Origin of the sequence: Lentzea sp. NEAU-D7 (genome assembly GCF_026242055.1) — a bacterium.
Classification (GTDB): Bacteria; Actinomycetota; Actinomycetes; order Mycobacteriales; family Pseudonocardiaceae; genus Lentzea.
On the sequence record NZ_JAPJDL010000008.1, the window covers coordinates 239,824 to 255,534 of the forward strand.

Annotated in this window: 20 protein-coding genes; 11 read left to right on the plus strand and 9 right to left on the minus strand. The window is 71.7% G+C overall.

Going from position 1 to position 15,711, the window contains the following annotated elements; genetic code table 11:
• Positions 1–18 precede the first annotated feature (18 nt).
• A complete protein-coding gene (locus tag ORI60_RS18630) occupies positions 19–2,934 on the plus strand; it encodes an NACHT domain-containing protein (RefSeq protein ID WP_266038767.1) in 2,916 nt (971 codons plus the stop codon).
• Here the strand turns inward: ORI60_RS18630 and ORI60_RS18635 are convergent.
• Both ORI60_RS18635 and ORI60_RS18640 read right to left on the minus strand, forming a co-directional pair.
• The gene (locus tag ORI60_RS18635; protein ID WP_266038769.1) at positions 2,846–3,112 is read right to left on the minus strand and encodes a hypothetical protein; all 267 of its coding nucleotides are present in this window, start codon (positions 3,110–3,112) and stop codon (positions 2,846–2,848) included. The two genes, ORI60_RS18630 and ORI60_RS18635, sit on opposite strands and share 89 nt — an antisense overlap.
• 2 nt (positions 3,113–3,114) lie before the next feature.
• Positions 3,115–4,059, minus strand: a complete 945-nt coding sequence (locus tag ORI60_RS18640) for a helix-turn-helix transcriptional regulator (protein ID WP_266038770.1) — start codon at positions 4,057–4,059, stop codon at positions 3,115–3,117.
• 52 nt (positions 4,060–4,111) lie between these two features.
• Here ORI60_RS18640 and ORI60_RS18645 point away from each other — a divergent pair, with 52 nt between their 5' ends.
• From ORI60_RS18645 to ORI60_RS18655, 3 genes are read left to right on the plus strand one after another with little or no spacing between them, the layout of a single operon-like run.
• Positions 4,112–5,197, plus strand: a complete 1,086-nt coding sequence (locus tag ORI60_RS18645; protein ID WP_266038771.1) for an epoxide hydrolase family protein — start codon at positions 4,112–4,114, stop codon at positions 5,195–5,197.
• 2 nt (positions 5,198–5,199) lie between these two features.
• Complete coding sequence (locus ORI60_RS18650) at positions 5,200–5,949, plus strand: ZIP family metal transporter (protein ID WP_266038773.1); 750 nt, start codon at positions 5,200–5,202, stop codon at positions 5,947–5,949.
• A gap of 10 nt (positions 5,950–5,959) precedes the next feature.
• Positions 5,960–6,322 (plus strand): VOC family protein, encoded by a 363-nt coding sequence (locus tag ORI60_RS18655; protein ID WP_266038774.1) that lies wholly within the window; start codon positions 5,960–5,962, stop codon positions 6,320–6,322.
• Here ORI60_RS18655 and ORI60_RS18660 read toward each other — a convergent pair.
• On the minus strand, positions 6,319–6,948 hold the full coding sequence (locus ORI60_RS18660; protein ID WP_266038775.1) for a class I SAM-dependent methyltransferase: 630 nt from the start codon (positions 6,946–6,948) through the stop codon (positions 6,319–6,321). The genes ORI60_RS18655 and ORI60_RS18660 overlap by 4 nt on opposite strands.
• 57 nt (positions 6,949–7,005) lie before the next feature.
• The gene (locus tag ORI60_RS18665) at positions 7,006–7,704 is read right to left on the minus strand and encodes an SDR family oxidoreductase (RefSeq protein WP_266038777.1); all 699 of its coding nucleotides are present in this window, start codon (positions 7,702–7,704) and stop codon (positions 7,006–7,008) included.
• Between the two features lie 42 nt (positions 7,705–7,746).
• Here ORI60_RS18665 and ORI60_RS18670 point away from each other — a divergent pair, with 42 nt between their 5' ends.
• Positions 7,747–8,334: a PadR family transcriptional regulator gene (locus ORI60_RS18670; protein WP_266038779.1), complete on the plus strand. Its 588-nt coding sequence runs from the start codon at positions 7,747–7,749 to the stop codon at positions 8,332–8,334.
• Entirely contained in the window at positions 8,331–8,654 is a 324-nt protein-coding gene (locus ORI60_RS18675; RefSeq protein WP_266038780.1) for a hypothetical protein, read from the plus strand. Before ORI60_RS18670 ends, ORI60_RS18675 begins: the two co-directional genes overlap by 4 nt.
• Here the strand turns inward: ORI60_RS18675 and ORI60_RS18680 are convergent.
• On the minus strand, positions 8,645–9,016 hold the full coding sequence (locus ORI60_RS18680; RefSeq protein WP_266038782.1) for a DoxX family protein: 372 nt from the start codon (positions 9,014–9,016) through the stop codon (positions 8,645–8,647). The genes ORI60_RS18675 and ORI60_RS18680 overlap by 10 nt on opposite strands.
• A 109-nt stretch (positions 9,017–9,125) precedes the next feature.
• Between ORI60_RS18680 and ORI60_RS18685 the strand changes: the two genes are divergently transcribed.
• The 3 genes from ORI60_RS18685 (at position 9,126) to ORI60_RS18695 (ending at position 11,247) form a co-directional block, all read left to right on the plus strand.
• A complete protein-coding gene (locus ORI60_RS18685; RefSeq protein WP_266038783.1) occupies positions 9,126–9,989 on the plus strand; it encodes a sucrase ferredoxin in 864 nt (287 codons plus the stop codon).
• 81 nt (positions 9,990–10,070) lie between these two features.
• Positions 10,071–10,592 (plus strand): AAA family ATPase, encoded by a 522-nt coding sequence (locus tag ORI60_RS18690; RefSeq protein WP_266038784.1) that lies wholly within the window; start codon positions 10,071–10,073, stop codon positions 10,590–10,592.
• A 4-nt stretch (positions 10,593–10,596) separates the two neighbouring features.
• Positions 10,597–11,247, plus strand: a complete 651-nt coding sequence (locus ORI60_RS18695; RefSeq protein ID WP_266038785.1) for a hypothetical protein — start codon at positions 10,597–10,599, stop codon at positions 11,245–11,247.
• On the opposite strand, the gene ORI60_RS18700 is transcribed toward ORI60_RS18695, so the two are convergent.
• Both ORI60_RS18700 and ORI60_RS18705 read right to left on the minus strand, forming a co-directional pair.
• Positions 11,201–11,815, minus strand: a complete 615-nt coding sequence (locus tag ORI60_RS18700; RefSeq protein ID WP_266038786.1) for a TetR/AcrR family transcriptional regulator — start codon at positions 11,813–11,815, stop codon at positions 11,201–11,203. The genes ORI60_RS18695 and ORI60_RS18700 overlap by 47 nt on opposite strands.
• Positions 11,802–12,008 (minus strand): hypothetical protein, encoded by a 207-nt coding sequence (locus ORI60_RS18705; protein ID WP_266038787.1) that lies wholly within the window; start codon positions 12,006–12,008, stop codon positions 11,802–11,804. Before ORI60_RS18705 ends, ORI60_RS18700 begins: the two co-directional genes overlap by 14 nt.
• A gap of 25 nt (positions 12,009–12,033) precedes the next feature.
• Between ORI60_RS18705 and ORI60_RS18710 the strand changes: the two genes are divergently transcribed.
• Entirely contained in the window at positions 12,034–12,537 is a 504-nt protein-coding gene (locus ORI60_RS18710; RefSeq protein ID WP_266038788.1) for a CGNR zinc finger domain-containing protein, read from the plus strand.
• A 25-nt stretch (positions 12,538–12,562) separates the two neighbouring features.
• On the opposite strand, the gene ORI60_RS18715 is transcribed toward ORI60_RS18710, so the two are convergent.
• Positions 12,563–13,075, minus strand: a complete 513-nt coding sequence (locus tag ORI60_RS18715) for a hypothetical protein (protein ID WP_266038789.1) — start codon at positions 13,073–13,075, stop codon at positions 12,563–12,565.
• A 50-nt stretch (positions 13,076–13,125) separates the two neighbouring features.
• Between ORI60_RS18715 and ORI60_RS18720 the strand changes: the two genes are divergently transcribed.
• Entirely contained in the window at positions 13,126–14,550 is a 1,425-nt protein-coding gene (locus ORI60_RS18720) for an amidase (RefSeq protein WP_266038790.1), read from the plus strand.
• A gap of 36 nt (positions 14,551–14,586) precedes the next feature.
• Here ORI60_RS18720 and ORI60_RS18725 read toward each other — a convergent pair whose 3' ends face one another.
• Complete coding sequence (locus ORI60_RS18725) at positions 14,587–15,663, minus strand: hypothetical protein (RefSeq protein ID WP_266038791.1); 1,077 nt, start codon at positions 15,661–15,663, stop codon at positions 14,587–14,589.
• Positions 15,664–15,711 lie beyond the last annotated feature (48 nt).

Consider the following 15,711-nt stretch of genomic DNA (forward strand, 5'->3'; position numbering starts at 1 on the left):
ATCAGGTAGACACTTCCGGTGAGCAGGACCTACAGCTACAGCTACGTCGACGCGGTGAAGATCCTCGGTGGCCAGAACCACCCGGTGGTCGCCGCCATGGACAAGGTGCTCGGCGGCGCGCTGCTGGTGGGGTCGCTGGGGCTGGGACAGGTGCTGGACCTGTTCGACGCCAAGCCCGACTTCGCCCGGCTGTTCTCCGAACTCGTCACGAAGGTGTCGGAGAAGCGCCGTGGTCTCAACCGCTACGACCGCACGCAACGCCTGTACGCAGCGCACTCGGTCGTCGTGATGACCGCGTACTTCGAGGCGCTGCGGGAGCTCGAGCTGCCGTTCTCGTTCTCCGCGGACGACGAGAACCTCCTGGACTCCGGGAACCCGTTCGACAAGCCGTTGCCGATGCCGTCGGCCGGCCTGAGCCACGAGGCGAACCTGGTCTCGATCCGCACCTTCTACGAGGCGTTGAACCAGGACCTCGAGTGGGTCACGACGGGATCGGCGACGTGGGACCGGCTCACCGCGGCGGAGCAGGAGCGGACGTTCGCGTCGTACCGGGTGCTGCCCGATCGGGCGGTCCGGCGCTACCAGGAGCTCTTCCGGCAGCTCGCGGTCGACTGTCCGGAGGTGGCTTTCTGGTCCTCGATGGAGGACCACAGGGCCACCAGGTTGGCGCTCGCGCGGCTCGAGGACGTGCTGCGCGAGATGACGGCCGTGCGGGTCGAGGACGTGCGGCTGACGGAGCTGGCCGCGGTGTACTCCGCGGCGTTGCGACGGCCGCTGGTCCCCTCCGGGGGCGGGTCCCGGATCCCGGCGCTCGGTGAGGCGTACGTCGACCCGCGGTTCCAGCTGCTGGTGGACAGTGGCCGCGAGACGGTGCCCGCGACGGCCGAGTACTGGAGCGACATGCCGGAGCGGACCGACCTCTACGCTTACCTGGCGGGCCGTCTGACGTCGGTGGAGGCCTGGTTCGCGCCATTGCTGGTGCTGGGCGATCCCGGGTCGGGCAAGTCGGTGCTCACGGAGATGATGGCGGCGCGGTTGTCGGCCGCGGGAACGCCCGTCGTGCGGGTGGAGCTGAGGAACGTGCCGGCCGACTCGGACGTGCGGCAGCAGATCGAGCACGGTCTGCAGCGGTTGCTCGACGAGCCCGTCGGCTGGGCCGCCTTCTCCCGCGCCACCGGGGGTTCGGTGCCCGTGGTGGTCCTGGACGGTCTGGACGAGCTGATGCAGGCGACGGGCGTGAGCCAGAACCGGTACCTGACCGCGGTCGCGGAGCTCCAGCAGGACCTGGCCGACAAGCGACGGCCGGCCGCGTTCGTGGTGACGAGCAGGTTGAGCGTGTGCGCGGGGCTCGCGTTGCCCGCGATGTCGCACGTGGTGCGGTTGCTGCCGTTCTCCGAAGACCAGGTGCGCCAGTGGCTGGAGGTGTGGAACGCGGGTGGCTCGCCGCTGCCGGCCGAGGTGGCGCTGGAGTACCCGGAGCTGGCCGAGCAGCCGCTGCTGTTGCTGATGCTGGCGTTGTACGACGCGGTGGACGGGGCGTTGCGGCGCGACCACCAGCAGATCAGCCGGGGGCAGCTCTACGAGCGGCTGCTGGGGCGGTTCGCCCGGCGTGAGGTCGAGAAGTCACCCGTCGAGCGCACCGAGGAGGACCTGGACTCCGATGTCGAGTTCGAGCTGGACCGGTTGTCGGTGGTGGCGCTCGCGATGTTCAACCGCGGCGTGCAGTGGGTGACCGGGGACCAGGTGACGGCTGACCTCGCCGCGCTGCTCGAGGTCGGCTCGGCGGACAGGTCCGTGGGTGCGCGCACTCCCCTGTCCTCCGGTGACCTGGCGCTGGGGCGGTTCTTCTTCGTGCAGAAGACGGAGGCGGTGCGGGGCGACGACACGAAGCTCGCGACCTACGAGTTCCTGCACGCCACCTTCGGCGAGTACCTGGTGGCGCGGTTCATCTGGCGGACGCTGACGGAGCTGGCGCGCGAGGACGCGGCCAGGTCGCGGCGCAAGACCACCGTGGACGACACCGAGCTGTACGCGGTGCTGTCGTTCATGGCGCTGACCACGAGCAAGCCGCTGCTGGACTTCCTGCGGGAGTTCGCGGACGACGACCGGATGTTCGACATGCTGGTGCGGCTGCTGGAGACGAGAGACGACCGCCGCGTGGCACGGTCGGCGTACGAGCCGGTCCCGCTGCCGGACTCGGCGAGGGAGGCGAAGTACGCGGCGAACCTGGTGGCCTTGACGTTGGTGTTGCGGGACAGGGTGTACGCGCCCGATCTGCGGTTCAGCGTCGACGACTGGAGGCGGGCGACGCTGTTCTGGAAGTCGCGGTTGTCCGCCGCGGAGTGGGCGAGCTTCGTGCGGTGCGTGTGGATGACGCGGGACCGCGAGCAGCACTTCTACCTGAGCCTGCACAAGGGAGCAGGAGCCGAGGCGGATCCGGGCTGGCTGCTGATGTCGGAGCCGTACGTGACCCTGGACGAGGTCAGCCTGACCTGGCGGGACGCGATGCGGCCCTTGACGTCCGCGTATTCGATCGATGACGCGATCACCCTCGTCGAGCTGGCCGCGACACCCGTGTCGAGGTGTGTGCCGGTGCTGCGACGGCTGGTCGATGACTCCTTGCGGCATCGCGAGGCCTGTGCTCGCATCGGGGTCGGTGGCGACGACCTGGCGATCCTCTCGGCCTTCGCGGAGGAGTGGGACTACGGCAGCGTCCCGGTGCTGGAAGCGTGGTTGCGGCTGCACGAGCGCGGCTTCCGGTTCCCGGCCGGGCGCGCCTACCTCTCCACGGAGGAGTTGCTTCCCGTCGTCTCCGGTCACGGGCTCGCGGAACGACCGGATCTGGTCAAGCGGGCCAAGGCGGCGGCGGTTGACCTGGGTCTCGTATGGCCGCCGACAGTGAACCGGCGATCGCGGTCAGGTCCTGATCGCTGAGGTCGCGCTCCCCCACCTTGCGCAGCACCTCGGTGCGGGAGCACACCACCACGGCGCCGGTGTGGCCGCCCAGCTCCGCCGCGGCCACGATCTCCGTGTTCCCGTTGTGCACGACCAGGATCGGGTCGGGCGTGTCGGTGTAGAGCAGGCGCTCGATGTCACGTCCGGTGATGGCCATGCTCAGTCTTGTACGGCCCGGGCGTAGCGGGCCGCAAGAGAGCGAACGTGTTCGACGAGTTCGGGTGGTGAGGTGACTTCGAAGTCGTAGCCGAGCATGCCGATCCACACGGCCAGTGTTTCGACGGAGTCGGAGCCGGTCACGAGTTCGCAGGTGGTGTCGTCGACGGCTTCGACGGTGCCGATGGCGGCGTGGATGCGGGCGGCGACGGCGTCGGCCGGGGCGTGGACGCGGACTCGGGCCTGGAAGCGCCAGGCGGCTTGGGTGACGCGGGAGGCGACGTAGGTGGTGGCGTCGAGGTCGCGTGGGGTGAAGCGGGGGCCGAACGGGGGCTGCGGTGGGGTGATGCGGTCGACGCGGAAGCTGCGCCAGTCCTGCTTGTCGGCGTCCCAGGCGACGAGGTACCAGCGGCGGCCCCAGTTGACGAGGCGGTGGGGTTCGACCCGGCGGCGGGTCGCGGTGCCGTCGTGGGCCTGGTAGTCGAAGCGCAGGGTGTCGCTGTCGCGGCAGGCGGCGGCGAGGGTCGAGAGCAGTTCCGGGTCCAGTGCGGGTGCCGGGGAGTCGCGGGGGACGGACTCGACCTGTTCGAGGGCGGAGACGCGGTGGCGCAGGCGGGACGGCAGGACCTGCTCCAGTTTCAGCAGGGCGCGCAGGGAGACCTCTTCGAGGCCGGTGACGGCGTTGGTGCGCAGGGCCGCGGCGACGGCGACGGCCTCGTTGTCGTCGAGCAGCAGGGGTGGGAGCTCGGCGCCGGCGCCGAGGCGGTAGCCGCCGAACGAGCCGGTGGTGGCGTTGACCGGGTAGCCGAGCTCACGCAGTCGGTCGACGTCGCGGCGGACGGTGCGGGGGCTGATCTGCAGTTCGTCGGCCAGTTCGCTGCCCTGCCAGTCGCGGCGTGACTGCAGCAGGGCGAGCAGGCGCAGCAGGCGCGCCGAGGTTTCCAACATGGACCGACACTTTAGGACAGAGGCTGGCCGCAAGGCTCGTTAGCCTCGGGTTATGACGGAGATCAGGGAATTCCACATCGCGGTCGACGACGCCGACATCGAGGAGTTGCGGGCTCGTCTGGCGCGGACGCGGTGGACCGACCAGGTCGCGGGGGCCGGGTCGCGCTACGGCGACGACGTCGCGGACGTGCGGGAGACGGCCCGGTACTGGGCCGAGGAGTTCGACTGGCGGGCGGTGGAGGCGAGGCTCAACTCGTTCCCGCAGTTCGTCACCGAGATCGACGGCACGAACGTTCACTTCCTGCACGTGACGAGCCCGAACCCGGACGCGCTGCCGTTGCTGCTGATCCACGGCTGGCCGGGTTCGGTCATGGAGTTCGTCGACGTCGTCGAGCACCTGCGCGAGGACCACCACCTGGTGATCCCGTCGATCCCGGGCTTCGGGTTCTCCGGGCCGACGACGCGGATCGGCTGGCACTCCGGGCGCGTCGCTACGGCGTTCGCGGAGCTGATGGCGCGGCTGGGGTACCGGCGCTACGGGGTGCACGGCAACGACGCGGGGGCGATCATCGCGCCCCAGGTCGGACAGGCCGATCCGGAGCACGTGGTGGGGGTGCACGTCACGCAGATCTTCTCGTTCCCCTCGGGTGACCCGGCGGAGATGGAGGGCCTGACCGAGGACGACTTCCGGCGTCTGGGGGTGCTGCAGAACTTCTGGGAGACCATGTCGGGGTACGCGAAGCTGCAGCAGTCACGGCCGCAGAACGTGGCGTTCGCGCTCGCGGACTCCCCCGTCGGCCAGCTCGCCTGGACGATGCAGCTGATGGGCGAACCGGCCGTGACGAGGGACTTCCTGCTCGCGAACGTGGCGATCTACTGGTTCACCGGCACCGCGGGGTCCAGCGCGCGGCTGTACTTCGAGGACGCGCACCGCGAGGACCAGCCCGCGGAGCCGACGACGGTGCCGACGGGTGTCGCGATCTTCCCCGACGACTTCCAGACCATCCGCCGCTTCGCCGAACGCGACCACCGCAACATCGTGCACTGGTCGGAGTTCGAGACCGGCGGGCACTACTCCGGGCACGACTCGCCGGAACTGCTGGCGGGCGACCTGAAGGTGTTCTTCGCGAAGATGTAGCCATGCCGCAGTGGATCGAGGCGGGGATCTGGGGACTGGCCGGTGGCGGCGCGCTCGTGGCGGGCGCGCTCGTCGCCTGGTTCCTGCGCGTGCCCCGCGACGTCGTGGCCGTCGTGATGGCGTTCGGCGCCGGGGTGCTGACCGCGGCGGCGGCGTTCGAGCTGATGGACGAGGCGGAGAAGACCGGCGGTCTGCTCGCCACCTCCGCCGGGTTCCTCGGTGGCGCGGTCGGCTACGTGCTGGCGAACCTGGTGCTCGCGCGGCGCGGGGCGCGGCACCGCAAGCGCAGCAGCAACCAGCCGACCGAGGACGAGCAGGCGGGCAGCGGCACCGCGATCGCCGTGGGAGCGCTGCTCGACGGCGTCCCCGAGTCGGTCGTGCTGGGCGTGTCGCTGCTCAGCGGCGGCGGCGTCGGGGTGGCGATGCTGGCGGCGGTGGTCATCTCGAACGTCCCGGAAGGGCTCTCCAGCGTCGCCGGCATGAAACAGGCCGGTCGCGGGCCCGGTTACGTGTTCGGGGTGTGGGGTGCGATCGCCGTGGCCAGCGGGCTGTCCGCCGCCCTGGGGAACCTGCTGCTCGACGGCGCGTCACCGCAGCTCATCGCCGTGATCACCGCGGTCGCGGCGGGGGCGATCCTGGCGATGATCGCGGACACCATGATCCCCGAGGCCTACGAGCGGGCCCGCCTCTACACCGGGCTGTGCACCACCGCGGGCTTCCTCACGGCGTTCGTGGTGGAGCGGCTGGGCTAGATTCCCCGGTGTGGTGATCGGTGAGTTCTACGACGTGGTGATCGACTGCCCCGACCCCGGCGCGCTCGCCGAGTTCTACCGGCAGGTCGTCGGCGGTGAGATCACCGACTCCGACGGCGACTGGACCACGCTCGTCACGGCCGGCGGCCGGCGCCTGTCGTTCCAGCGCGTCGAGGACTACTCGCCGCCGCGCTGGCCCGGCCAGGAACACCCCCAGCAGATCCACCTCGACGTCCTGGTCGCCGATCTCGACGTCGCCGAGCCGCTCGTGCTGGCCCTGGGCGCGACCCTGCTCGAGGGCTCGTCCGGGCACGCCGGGTTCCGCGTCTACGCCGACCCCGCCGGGCATCCGTTCTGCCTGGTGACCAGCTAGGCGCGCCAGACCGTGGCGGAACGGGTCTCGGTGCTCTCCAGCGTCAGCGGCACCGGCACCTCGTAGCGGGCGCACACGGTGAACCGGTCGCGGGGCAGGTGCGCGCGGTCCGGGTCCCCGAGCAGCACCACTGCACCCCGCGCCGCGGCCCTGCTCAGGAACGGCAGCACCAGCGCGGTGATCTCCGCGTCGTAGAACACGTCCCCGGCCAGCACGACGTCGGCGCCGTGCGCGTCGCTGTCGAGCTGGTCGCCCTCCAGCGTGCTCACCGCGACGCCGTTGGCCGCGGCGTTGAGCTGCACCGCCGCGAGCGCCAGCGGGTCGATGTCGTTGGCGGTCACCACGTCCGCCCCGGCCAGTGCCGCGGCGATCGCCACCAGACCCGAGCCCGAGGCCAGGTCGAAGACCTTCCTGTCCCGCACCAGCCCGGCGTTGTCGAGCAGGTGCCGCGCCAGCGCCTGCCCACCCGCCCACGGGAACGCCCAGAACGGCGGCTGGTCGTGCCGGGTCAGCTCCCACAGGCCCATCGCCTCCGCCGCGCTGTGCAGCGCCACCTCGGGCACCAGCGGCACGGGGGCCAGCGTCGTGTGGGCGAGCACGAAGTCGGTGAGCGTGGGCGCGGACATGACGGAGAAGCTTAGGGGCAGCGCGAACACCGGCCGCAGAGGCGAAAGGCCACAGGTTCACATGCCGCCGGCCACCCGCAGGATCGCGCCCGTCGTGTACGAGGCCTCCTCCGACAGCAGCCACGCGATGGCGTTCGCGATCTCGCCGGACTCACCGGGACGGCCCAGCGGGATCCGGGCGGCGACGCGATCGGGGCGGCCGGGGTCGCCGGACAGGTGGTGGATGTCGGTGCGGATCGTGCCGGGCTGCACGCAGTTGACCCGGATCCCGCGTGGCGCCAGCTCCTTGGCCAGGCCGATCGTCAGCGCGTCCACGGCCGCCTTGGTGGCGGCGTAGTGCACGTACTCCCCCGGACTGCCCAGCGTCGCCGCCCCGGACGAGACGTTCACGATCGCGCCGCGGCTCATCCGCCGGGCCGCCTCGCGGGCCACGAAGATCGCGCCGACGAGGTTGACGTCCACCACCCGGCGCAGGTCCTCCGTCCGCAGCTCCGCGAGCGGCCCGGACGGGGAGGTGATGCCGGCGTTGCTCACCACGCCGGTGATGTCGTCCCCGGCCGCGTCGAACAGGCGCGCCACATCGGCCTCGTCCGCCGTGTCCGCCCGGACGGCGAGCACGCCGAGCTCGGCCTCCAGCGCCCGCGCCTCGTCCTCGGCCCGCCGGTAGCTGATCACGACCCGGTGCCCGTCGCGCACGAGCCTGCGCGCGGTCGCGGCCCCGATACCCCGGCTTCCCCCGGTGATCACCGTAGTCATGCCGCCCAGCCTATACTCGGCACCGGATATACGGGAGCGGATATGACGTTCAAGCGCACGAACCCCCTGGCCCTGGCGGTGCTGGCCCTGCTGTCGGAGCGGCCCATGCACCCCTACGAGATGGCGCAGACCATGCGGGAACGCCACCAGGAGGAGGTCATCAAGCTCAACTACGGCTCGCTGTACACGGTGGTGGAGTCACTGCGCGGCCACGAGCTGATCACCGCCTCCGCCGTGCAGAAGGCCGGCAACCGCCCCGAGCGCACCGTCTACGCCGTCACCGCCGCGGGCACGGCCGAGCTGCACGACTGGCTGCGCGACCTGATCGCCGTGCCCGCCAAGGAGTACCCGCGCTTCGAGGCCGGGATCTCCCTGGTCGGCCTGCTGCCCCCGGCCGACGCGCTGGAACTGGTGCAGCAGCGCGAAGCCGCCGTCGGTGAGCAGCTCGCCGCGCTGGCGGTGCTGCTGGAGAAGCTCGCCGGCATGGGACTGCCGCAGCTCGCGTGGATCGAGCTCGACTACCGGATGGCCGTGCTGCGCGCCGAACGCGCCTGGCTGGCCTGGTTCGCCACCGCCACCCGCGAGGGCACCGTCGGCGGCTACGACGACTGGGAGGACAGACACCGATGAGACTGCTGTTCGAAGTGACCGGCGTGGTGCACGCGCCGCTGGAGGACGTGCGCGCGCGGATGTTCGCCGACGCCGGCGAGTCCGGGCCGCACCGGCTCGTGGACCGCGAGCAGGGCGTGATCGCCTACTGGGGCGACTGGTGGTACCGCGGCGAGGACACTCTGCACCCCCATCCCGAGGGCGCGCTCCTGCGCCACCGCGTCTACAACATCGCCAGGCAGGGCAACTGGGCGCCCTACCTGGCGAACAAGCTGTTCCTCGGCTACCGCGCCAAGCTCGAGGCGTCGATGCGCGACCGGGTGCGGCGGTTTCAGAGCTGACCGAAGCGCACGACCGCCACGAACACCGCCAGCGCGCACAGCACCAGGTTGATCGGCACCGTGGCGCCCTCACCACGACGGATGTGTGTGATCGCGGCACCCACCTGCACCAGCGCCAGGCCGAGCGCCGCGATGGGGGTGAGGATCGGCGCGACACCGGTCAGCCACGGCAGCACCAGCCCGAGCGCGCCCGCGACCTCGACCGCGCCGATGCCCTTGACCTGCCCGGACGTGAAATCTCCCGCCCAGGCCATCCTCGGCTCGGCCAGCAGGTCCTGTTTGGCCTTGACCAGCTTGGTGAAGCCCGCCATCAGGTACAGGGCAGCCAGCACACCCGACACGATCCACACCGCGACGTTCATGACCGAGAACCTAGCCCCGCGCCAGGGAGGCCAACCAGAGATGCCGCAACTCACAGATCAACTAAGGGTCGCCTTAGTCATCACCCGAACGGCCGTATAGAGTGTGCAGATGAGGTGCTCGACACTCTCCGGCTTCGCGGGCGAACCGCTGGCCGGTACGGCCGCGACCGCGACGGCGTGGCTGTGCCTGGAACAGCCGGGCCCCTGGGGCCGCGACGCCCTGACGGAGAGCCACCTCGACCCCGAACTGGGCGCCGAGCTGCAGCGCCGCGCCGCCGGCACCGGTGTGCGCATCCTGCTGATCCGCCGTCCCGGCAGGCACGCCGACGACCACGTCCCCACGACCCGCCGCCTGTACCTGGCCTCGGCGAAGCCCGGCGCCTCCTGGCTGGAACAGGCCGACCTGGCCACGCCGGAGGAAGCCCTCGAGCTCGACTTCGAGGCGCTGGGAGCGGGCCGCTCCACCGCGTTCGGCACCCCGGTCCGCGACCCGTTGCTGCTGATCTGCACCAACAGCAAGCGCGACGTCTGCTGCGCCCTGTACGGCCGCCCGATCGCCACCGCGCTGAACCTGTGGGAGTGCACCCACACCGGCGGCCACCGCTTCGCGCCCACCGGGGTGCTGCTGCCCACCGGTCACCTGTACGGACGACTCGACCACCAGTTGGCCCAGCGCGTCGTCACGGAGGGCATCGTCGCCGACCGCTGCCGCGGCCGCTCCTGCTTCACCCCGCGAGGGCAGGTTGCCGAGGTCGCCGTGCGCGAGAAGATCAGCGAGACCCGCGACGTGCTGACCGTCGTGGCCGAGACCCCGGACTCCGCCACGGTGCGGCACGCCGACGGGCGGGAGTGGCGGGTGGCGCTGACCGAGCAGCCGGTGCCACCGCGGCCCGCGAGCTGCGGCAAGTCGCCGGACATCGCGATCGCGCTGGTGGCGACGGCGATCGACGAGCTGGCGAAGGTCTGCCGCTGAGGGCGTGACCCGAAGATCGGCGTCCTGCTGGGCGTGGATCACCTCGCCGGCGTTGCTGGCGGCGCCGCTAGCCTCGGCCGGGTGCCCCGGCTGATCCACCTCAACGGCCCGACCGGCGTCGGCAAGTCCACGATCGCCGCCCGCTACGCCGCCGACCACCCCGGAACGCTCGACCTCGACGCCGACGAGATCGTCCGGCTCGTCGGCGGCTGGCGCGAGGACTTCCACGGCGCGGTCGACCTGGTGCGTCCGCTCGTGCTGGGCATGGCGGCCACCCACCTGGCCTCGGGCCACGACGTCGTGATGCCGCAGCTGATCATGCGCGGCGGCGAGCGCGACAGGTTCGCCGCCGCGGCCACCTCCGCGGGCGCGGACTACCTGGAGTTCGTGCTGCTCGCACCGCCCGAGACGGCGATGGACCGGTACCGGCGGCGGGAGCACCACATCGACCACGTCGTCGAGGCGCTCGGCGGCGCGGAGGTCGTCCGGCACAGCCACGAGCGCATCACCGCCTACCTCACCCCGGCCGCCACGGTCCTCGACGCCACCGGTGAGGTCGAGCAGACCTACGCCAGGCTGAGAGCGGCGCTGGACGTAGGTTGATCGGATGCAGAGCACGCACACCGTCCCCGCTGACCGGAGACGCGTCCTGGGCGTCGTGCTGTCGGTCATGGCGCTCGCGTGCGCCGCGCTGACGGCCGCGGGGTTCGTGGTGGACCTCGGCGGCGCTGAGGACGGGCTGGTCCTCGCCGTGATCGCGCTGCTGCTCTTCGTGCCTTCCGCGGTGCTCCTGCTGAGCACACCCGGCAAGCCCGAGCTGCTCGAACTCGACGACAACGGCATCGCGCACGTCCTCGGCGGCGTGAGGCGGTCGTGGAGGTGGGACCAGGTGGCGGTCCTCGACATCGCCGAGCCCCAGGTGTACTCCTACGACGGTTCCGACTGCACCGTCCGGTTCACCGACGGGCAGCTCCTGCACGTCAGCGGGCGCACCGAGAACAGCCGCGCCGTCGTCGCGGCGCTGACCACACGCTGCCCCCACGCGCGGCGCGAACCGGTGCGCAGGAGGCACAAGAGGCGCGCGGCGGTCGTTCTGGGCGGTATCACGCTCGTGTGCGGCGGTGTCGCGACCTGGGCGATCGTCGCGCAGAAGAGCGGTGAACCCCTCGAGATGGCCCAGCCCGCGGTGGCGCTCACGACGCCGGCGGTGATCAGCCTGATTCTGCTGATCGCCGTCCTGGTGACGGGCCGGCGCTAGGCGCGGTCGCGGAGAACACGCCGATGCCCAGCGCGTACGGGTCGTCCAGGCCGACGGTCTGCAGCGTCTCCGCCGGCAGCGCGAGCAGCGAGATCGCCACACCCAGGAAGTAGGCGTCGAGCAGGCCCGTGTCGCGCACCGTCGAGGGCAGGCCGGCCGCCTGCTGCAGCGCGGCGGCGGCCTCGGCGTTCGCGAGGACCATGCCCGACAGCGCCTCGCGCACACCGGGGCGGCGGACCGCCTCCAGGTACAGCTCGACCATCGCGAGCATCTGCGTCGGGTCGTCGGCGACCGCGCGGCGCAGCAGGGCCGGGTAGAGCTCGGCGACGTCGGTGGCGCTGATGTCGGCCGGGGTCGTCTCGCGCAGGCGTTGCACGGCGGCGCGGTGCAGCGCGGTCATGCGGGCGGCGCAGGCGGTGAGGACGGCCTCGCGGGTCGGGAAGTAGTTCTTGGTGGTGCCGATGGGGACGCCGGCCTCGCGGTCGATCGCGCGGTGGGTCAGGCCCCGGCCGCCTTCCACCGCGAGGATCTGGATCGCGGTGTCGCACAGCAGATCACGACGGCTCACGGTCCGGGACACTAGCAAGATCACCACAGGTGTGGTGAATCGGGGCGAACGTGCTGGTCCCGGCGGTCGCGATGACGACGCCGCGTTCGAGCACGAGGAACAGGCCGCAGACGCAGCGGACGTAGGCGACGGCGCCGTGCGAGGAGACGGCGGAGGTGCACGGCCAGTCGCAGGCGGGGCAGGTGGCGATCATGAGCCAAGCCTGATGTCATGGTCTAGTGCATTTCAACCCTTACGGCGGGACGGCTGCCGAGCTCGCCGCGACCCTGGTCAACGCCGACCCGTCCGCGCACCTGCTGGACGTGCTGAAAGCGTCGGACTACAAGCCCCTGGGCTCGCTCGACGCACGGCAGGAACGTGACGTACGAGACTGGATCGCACGGCTGCGCGAGGTGTTCCGCGCCCCCACGGTCGAGCTGCTCAACGACCTGCTGGCCCAGTCCTCGACCACGCACTACATCTCCACGCACGACGGACGCGCCCCGCACCTGCACTACGCCCGCGAGGACGAACCGACCGACGTGCGGCTCAAGGCGTACACGGCGGCGGGCATGGCGGCGTTGTTCTGCGAGGACGCGGGGCGCATCGGCTCGTGCGGCCGCGACGGCTGCGACACGGTGTTCGTGGACACCAGCCGCAACGGCAGGCGGCGGTTCTGCTCGACCAAGTGCGCCAACCGCGTCGCCGTCGCGAACCACCGCAGCCGGGCCCAGTCCGCGTGATCGGCACGACCCGGGCCCGGCGGGCTCACTTGTCGATGACGTTGAGCAGGCGGCGGGCCTTGTACTCGGAGTTGGCCTCCAGGCCGTAGGTGTGGCTGCGCCAGTCGGTGCCCCAGCCGCCGCGCTGCTCGTAGGCGAAGTAGCGGGTCCTGGTCGAGTCGGTCCACCGGTCGAAGATCACGACGTGGCGGTTGTCGCCGTCCCCGATCGCGTCGATGACCAGGTCGCCGCGCTTGAGCTCGCTCATCGCGATGGGGGACGTCCAGGTGGTGGTGATGAGCGCCTGGGTGTTGGGCGCGTCCGGGACCTTGTCCAGGCGCGCGGCCATCGAGGCGTAGCCGGAGCAGTCCATGCGGTAGCCGTCGGTCCACTTGCGGTTCTGGTCGTAGGGCACGCGGGTGCCGTTGTTGGCCGTCAGCCAGCTGTTGGCGCGGTCGATGATCTCGTAGCGGTAGATCGGCGCCCCGGCGGCGTAGGCCGGGGACACCAGGGTGCTCAGGGCGACGAGTGCGGCGGCCGCGATCGCGAGGACTCTCATGTGCGCTACTCCCATTCCGTAGATCAGCTGCGGGCGCTTAGGGTCGGTTCATGGAGCTGACGGAGCTGTGTTTCGCCGGGGTGGCCAGGCAGGCACACGCCGTGCGGTCCGGTGAGGTGACCGCCCGCGACCTGCTCGCCGAGCACCTGCGCCGCATCGAGCGGATCGATCCGCGGCTCAACGCGTTCCGGATGGTCTTCGCCGAACAGGCCCTCGCGCAGGCCGAGCACGCCGACGCGCGCAGGTCCGCGGGCGAGGACCTGCCGCTGCTGGGGGTGCCGATCGCGGTCAAGGAGGACATCGCGCTGGCCGGCCTGCCCACCACCAAGGGCACGAACGCCGCGCGCACCCCGCAGCCGGCGGACTCCGCGATCGTCACACGGCTGCGCGCGGCCGGGGCGGTGATCATCGGCCGCACCCGGATGCCGGAGCTGGGCCTGTGGCCGTTCACCGAGAGCTCGTGGGCAGGCCCGACGCGCAACCCGTGGTCGCTCGCGCACTCCCCCGGCGGGTCCAGCGGCGGGTCGGCCGCGGCCGTGGCGGCGGGACTGGCGGCGGCCGCGATCGGCACCGACGGCGCCGGGTCGATCCGCATCCCGTCCGCCGTGACGGGCCTGTTCGGGCTCAAGCCCCAGCGCGGCCGCATCTCGCTCGCACCCGAGCCGCAGGTGTGGGGCGGTCTCGTGGTGGCGGGGCCGATCACCCGCACGGTGCTGGACTGGGCGCTGGTCGCCGACCAGATCCACGGCGCCGCACCCGGTGACGCGCACGTCGCGCATCCGCCGCGCATGAGCTTCACGCAGGCCGCGCGCACGGATCCGGGCCGGCTGCGGATCGGGGTGTCGCTGCGGCCGTGGGGGCCGGGCATCCCGATCGCCGACGAGGTCCGCGACGTCGTGCAGGACACCGCCGCGCTGCTCACCGACCTCGGTCACGACGTCGTGCGGCTCGACCCGCCGATGCGCGACGTCACCGCCTCCACGCAGTTCGCCGCCCGCTACGTGCACAACGCCTACCTGGCGCGCACGGACATGGAACTCCCAGACCTGCTCGAGCCCCGCACCCGCGCGATCGGCGAGCTGGGCCGGCGCCTGCCGCGCGGCGTCGTGCGGTGGGCGGCCAAGGACGACGCGGCGCTCACCGCGCACGCGAACCGGGTGTTCGCCTCGATCGACGTGCTGCTCACCCCGGCGCTGACCCGCCCGCCGATCCGCGTGGGCGAGTGGGACGGCCGCAACGTCGTCACGGCGCTGCTCGCGGCCTCGCACTACACGACGTTCCTGCCGCTGTGGAACATCGTCGGCAACCCCGCCGCCTCGGTTCCCGCCGGTCGCACGTCGGCGGGCCTGCCGCTGGCGGTGCAGCTCGTGGGCCGCCAGCACGACGAGTGCACGCTGCTGTCGGTGTCCGCCCAGCTGGAGCGCGCCCGGCCGTGGGCGGACCGGATCCCCTCCGGCCTCGATCATGCGAACTAGGATATTACGAGAACGGACTATCCGAGCCGGGAACTATCAGAATCCGCGCTTGGACAACTCGTCGAGCAGTTCGCGGTCGGCCACGTGCCGCGACTTGATGTGGTCCAGGTAGTCGGCGAACGCGTCGGGCTGCAGTCCGCGTAGTTGTTCGAGCAGATCCATGACGAGGTCCTGCTCCTCGATGCCCCGCCGGGCGAGCTCGACCTCCACGATCCGCCGGTACACCTCCACGGCCAGGCGGCTGCCGTCCTGCACCAGGTGCCGCACCAGCTCCGCGCGCAGCGGCGGCCACTCGTCGGTGTGCACGACCAGCGCCCGGATCTTGAGGTACACGTCGAGGTTGGGCCGCGCGAAGAACGCCTCCCGGCAGACCTCCAGCGCGCGGTGCGGCGCGCCCCGGCGCAGGTGTTCCTCCACCGCGAGGTCGATCAACCGCAGCGACGCGCCGCGCCCGCCCACCGCGCGCAGCCCGCGTTCCACCCACTCCAACGCCTCGTCCGAGCGGCCGTTGTCGCGCAGCACGGTCGCGACCTGCAGGTAGTGCCAGCCCGAGGAGAGGTCCTTGGACAGCACGAGCAGCTGCAGGTCGACGTCCTCGGTGTACTCGGCGAGCTCCTCCATGACGCGCAGCAACGCCCAGCGGGCGCGGTCGTAGCGGCCGGTCTCGCCGAACCCGATCACCGGCAGCGGTTCGAACAGCGCCACGGCCCGCTCCCGGTAGCGGGCAAGGCCTTCGTCGTCGAGGGCGCCGGCGTAGGCGGCGAGGCTCACGTCGGGGGCGTCGGGGTGCTGCAGCTGCAGGTCGAGCAGCCAGTCGGCCAGGCGCCGCGGGTCGGTGCCGGTCTCGGCGCACGCGCGGGCGTGGATGCCCAGGACGCGGTGGGCCAGTTCGGCGAGCTCGACGCGATGGCGGCGGCTGGTGGCGACGCCGTCGGCGAGCTGGGTGACGATCTCCTCGATCAACGCGACCAGCTGCGGTCCGGGGTCGGTGACGAGCAGCGACTGCAGTTCGACCGACACGGCGGTCAGCGCCTGCCAGCGCGCCGGCCAGTCCGTGGTCTCGCTGTCGGCCTCGATGAGCGCGGAGGCCACGGTGGCGGGCAGCGAGTCCATCGCAACATCATTCCCGCGTCACCCGGTCGAGTGCTACCGATGTCGCCC

Bases quoted from the DNA above. Each gene is read 5' to 3' on its own strand.
- ORI60_RS18695 (WP_266038785.1), top strand. From the start codon at position 10,597: ATGCAGAGCACGCACACCGTCCCCGCTGACCGGAGACGCGTCCTGGGC.
- ORI60_RS18705 (WP_266038787.1), bottom strand. From the start codon at position 12,008: ATGATCGCCACCTGCCCCGCCTGCGACTGGCCGTGCACCTCCGCCGTC.
- ORI60_RS18685 (WP_266038783.1), top strand. From the start codon at position 9,126: ATGAGGTGCTCGACACTCTCCGGCTTCGCGGGCGAACCGCTGGCCGGT.
- ORI60_RS18635 (WP_266038769.1), bottom strand. From the start codon at position 3,112: ATGGCCATCACCGGACGTGACATCGAGCGCCTGCTCTACACCGACACG.
- ORI60_RS18660 (WP_266038775.1), bottom strand. From the start codon at position 6,948: ATGTCCGCGCCCACGCTCACCGACTTCGTGCTCGCCCACACGACGCTG.
- ORI60_RS18720 (WP_266038790.1), top strand. From the start codon at position 13,126: ATGGAGCTGACGGAGCTGTGTTTCGCCGGGGTGGCCAGGCAGGCACAC.
- ORI60_RS18680 (WP_266038782.1), bottom strand. From the start codon at position 9,016: ATGAACGTCGCGGTGTGGATCGTGTCGGGTGTGCTGGCTGCCCTGTAC.
- ORI60_RS18665 (WP_266038777.1), bottom strand. From the start codon at position 7,704: ATGACTACGGTGATCACCGGGGGAAGCCGGGGTATCGGGGCCGCGACC.
- ORI60_RS18645 (WP_266038771.1), top strand. From the start codon at position 4,112: ATGACGGAGATCAGGGAATTCCACATCGCGGTCGACGACGCCGACATC.
- ORI60_RS18715 (WP_266038789.1), bottom strand. From the start codon at position 13,075: ATGAGAGTCCTCGCGATCGCGGCCGCCGCACTCGTCGCCCTGAGCACC.
- ORI60_RS18725 (WP_266038791.1), bottom strand. From the start codon at position 15,663: ATGGACTCGCTGCCCGCCACCGTGGCCTCCGCGCTCATCGAGGCCGAC.
- ORI60_RS18650 (WP_266038773.1), top strand. From the start codon at position 5,200: ATGCCGCAGTGGATCGAGGCGGGGATCTGGGGACTGGCCGGTGGCGGC.
- ORI60_RS18675 (WP_266038780.1), top strand. From the start codon at position 8,331: ATGAGACTGCTGTTCGAAGTGACCGGCGTGGTGCACGCGCCGCTGGAG.
- ORI60_RS18640 (WP_266038770.1), bottom strand. From the start codon at position 4,059: ATGTTGGAAACCTCGGCGCGCCTGCTGCGCCTGCTCGCCCTGCTGCAG.
- ORI60_RS18670 (WP_266038779.1), top strand. From the start codon at position 7,747: ATGACGTTCAAGCGCACGAACCCCCTGGCCCTGGCGGTGCTGGCCCTG.